Genomic DNA, 3,207 nt, shown 5'->3' on the forward strand with positions numbered 1-3,207 from the left:
GAACCTCACGAGCCATCCGTTCCGGCGTCCTACGGAGACGCTACGAGCGGCCAACTCGACCGCGTTCCGCTACAGCCATACAAGTCGGAACCTCAGTCTGGAGGAGAAGCGCCGCGGCGGGCCGCGTACCCAGGTGCCGCCGCAGGTGCGGGCCCGGGTGATCGCTTTGACGAGGATGTCCCCGCCGGCGGAATCCGGGCTCTCGCACTGGTCGACGCGGACGCTGGCCGACCATCTGAAGCGGCGGGAGGGCGTCTCGGTGTCGTGGCATTACGTCGCCCGCATCTGGCGTGAGGAGAATCTGAAGCCACACCGCTCGGGCACCTTCAAGATCTCGAAAGACCCGGCGTTCGCGGAGAAGGTCGCCGATGTCGTCGGTTTGTACCTGGCCCCGCCCGGTGGCGCCGTGGTGCTGTCGATCGACGAGAAGACCCAGGTGCAGGCCCTGGACCGAACCCAGCCAGTGCTGCCGGTGGCTTTCGCGGCCACCGAGAAGCGCACTCACGACTATGTGCGGCACGGCACCACGAACCTGTTCGCCGCGCTGAACGTCACGACCGGTGAAGTGCTGGGCGAGTGCAAGCCGAACCGAAACGGAGCAAGCTTCCTGGCGTGCCTGAAGAAGGCCGTCAAGCCGCACGCGGGAAAGGAGATCCATGTCGTCCTGGACAACCTCTCCACGCACACCACCCCGGACGTGAAGGCGTGGCTGGCGAAGAACCCGCACGTCCACTTCCACTTCACCCCCGTCGGGTCCTCATGGTTGAACCAGATCGAGATCTGGTTCGGGATCATCACCCGGCAGTCCATCCGCCGCGGCACGTTCGCAAGCGTCAACGTCCTGGTCAAACAGATCCGCGACTACATCAACTCCTGGAACGAGAACGCGAAACCCTTCACCTGGACCGCAACCGCCGACGAGATCCACGTCAAGGTCCGACTCGTCCAGACCAGCGTGAAGAAACTCGTCAATAACAACTCGAAGTAACACAATCAGGATCACGAGACACTAGGAGGGGTTTGGTTGCAGAGAACCATCAGCTACGACAGGCAGAACGAGAGCCTGATCTTCGGAGACACGGAGAGGGTCTACCGCGACGTAGGTTTCACCCTCCACGTAGCAGAGTTGACGTCCATCAAGGCAACCGACTTCCGAACGGCCCTTGCGAGCGGCCTGCCCGATGGCGAGGAGGTCTACGTCGTAGAAGGTGACTATGACGAGTTCGACTATGAGTACAGCCCTCCTGGCCCAGTGAGCTTCCTTGAGCATCAAGGCAGATTGCTCGTGCGCGTCCAGGTGGTCACCAAGGCACACGAGGACGACGACGAGGGTTCCCCAGATCCGCTGTACCGCTCAGCCCTGCGCCCTTTCCTTACCCGCCACAGGGCAACACTGCAGAACATAGAAATGGTCGGCAGCCAGGTGACATCTCCCTGGGTCTGGGAATTCGATATCGAATGCAGTCTCCGACTGAGAACCGTGGAGGATCTGTATGAGATCGGCCGGGGGGCGATCGCCCTGCTTGATGCTTTCGCAAGCGGCCACCTCACACGCGAGACTACGCTGGACCTCCTCAGAGCCGGACATGCAGATGTTTTGGTGGGACAGCCTGAAGGGCCTTGGCTCGACGTGAAGAGCTGCCACTACGACCTTGACTCGACGCAAGGAAAGATTTCTATTGCACAGTCCGTTTCAAGGTTCGCCAATGCCGAGCACGGCGGGATTGTTGTGGTCGGCATGAAGGGAAAGAAGGTTCCAGGCGGAGAGCTGATCCATAGCATTCACCCCGTCCCCGTCGACGGTAGAACACTGCGCCGATATCAGAGCGCCCTAGAGAACCATCTCTACCCGCCGCCCGACCTCTTGGACATCGAGTGCTGCGCAACCGATGGGAAAGGGATCTTGTTCCTTCACGTTCCCCCGCAGCCTGAGGAACTGAAGCCCTTCCTGGTTCACGGCGCTGTGGTGGATGGCCAAGTGGAAGGTGCTTTCATCAGCATCGTGCGCCGACGAGGCGAGGGGTCCATCCCTATTACCGCTCCCGCAATCCACTCCACGCTGGCGGCTGGCCGCGCCCTCCTGCGGCGCGGCCAAATACCGGAATAGTCCGCTGACAGATCCTCAGACAGGCCAGTCAAGCTCCCTTTCAATCTTATTGTTCATTACTTCTTCCTGGCCGTAGATGCACCCCTCGTAGACGCGATGGATCACCTCGGGCGAGTTGCCGACCCGACGCGCAACCTCGGCCACGGGCACACCGGCGTTCAGCCACGTTGTGATACAGGTGTGCCGCAGGTCGTACGGCCGCCCCCCGAGGATGGACGCCTGAAGGTCCGGCGAGAGCGCGTACTCCCGAGCGTCCCGCCACACGCGCCAATAGGTACTGCTCCCCACGAGACCGCCCCGCTCGTTCGTGAAGAGCCGCCCGTCTTTGGCCGTGCCGAACTCCTTCAGGTGGGCGCGGAGCATGGCCACGAGCGGCGGGGGAATCGGGACCGGGCGGTCTTCCTTGGCCTCCCTCGACTTCAACCCGCGCTTGTCGTGGCGCTCTCCGCTGTCTGTCCACTGCTTGCCAGACACGGGGCGCGTGTCATGGAGCGTCAGAACGCCCCACCCCTTTTCTGGGAGGAAGCAATCAGCCTTTCTGAGCCCCACAGCCTCACTCGGGCGGAGCCCCGCGAAGTACATGACCGCGTAGAAGCCCACCAGGCGCCGGCCCTTCTTGCGGTCCCATGTCCCAACGTACGAGACCGACGCGAGGAGTTGAGCAGCCTGCGTCTTGTTCACGAGAACACGAGGGTCCACACGGTCCGATGAGGAACTCTTCACCTTCTTGAGGGCGGTGAGTGGATTCTCCGTCAGAAGCTTGCGCTCGATGGCGTATTCAACCGCCGTATTGAGCGCGCGCCGACGCCGACGGGAGGTCTCCCCCGCCGCTGGGGTGCCGTCCAGTTTGAAGGAGATCCGATACTGAACATCACGGAGAATCTTCGGGTCTTCCAGCGAGGAGACGAGAAGTGATTTCTTGGAGATCCAACCGTAGGCGTCTTCAAGCTCCTCCGGCGGGTCAAGTTCTGCGTTCTTGGGAATGACCGCCCACCGGAAGGCAAGCAGGGTCCCTTGCATGATCGAGGTCTGTCCGGATTCATCCGGTGAGGCCGAGGGCGGCCAGGGACCTTCGCCAGTCGCGGGCGGTGTGACGTAGG

3 protein-coding genes are annotated in these 3,207 nt (G+C 62.2%); 2 read left to right on the plus strand and 1 reads right to left on the minus strand.

Annotated features, from left to right (window positions below):
* On the plus strand, positions 1-988 hold a 988-nt coding region (locus ABTY98_RS42025; RefSeq protein ID WP_352226450.1), incomplete at its 5' end, for an IS630 family transposase.
* 36 nt (positions 989-1,024) lie between these two features.
* Positions 1,025-2,107, plus strand: a complete 1,083-nt coding sequence (locus tag ABTY98_RS42030) for an AlbA family DNA-binding domain-containing protein (protein ID WP_352226451.1) — start codon at positions 1,025-1,027, stop codon at positions 2,105-2,107.
* A 15-nt stretch (positions 2,108-2,122) separates the two neighbouring features.
* Here ABTY98_RS42030 and ABTY98_RS42035 read toward each other — a convergent pair.
* Positions 2,123-3,207: tyrosine-type recombinase/integrase (locus tag ABTY98_RS42035; RefSeq protein ID WP_352226452.1), on the minus strand; the 1,085-nt coding region annotated here is incomplete at its 5' end.

The sequence above is a fragment of the Streptomyces sp. NPDC096040 genome, from assembly GCF_040303265.1.
GTDB lineage: Bacteria > Actinomycetota > Actinomycetes > Streptomycetales > Streptomycetaceae > Streptomyces.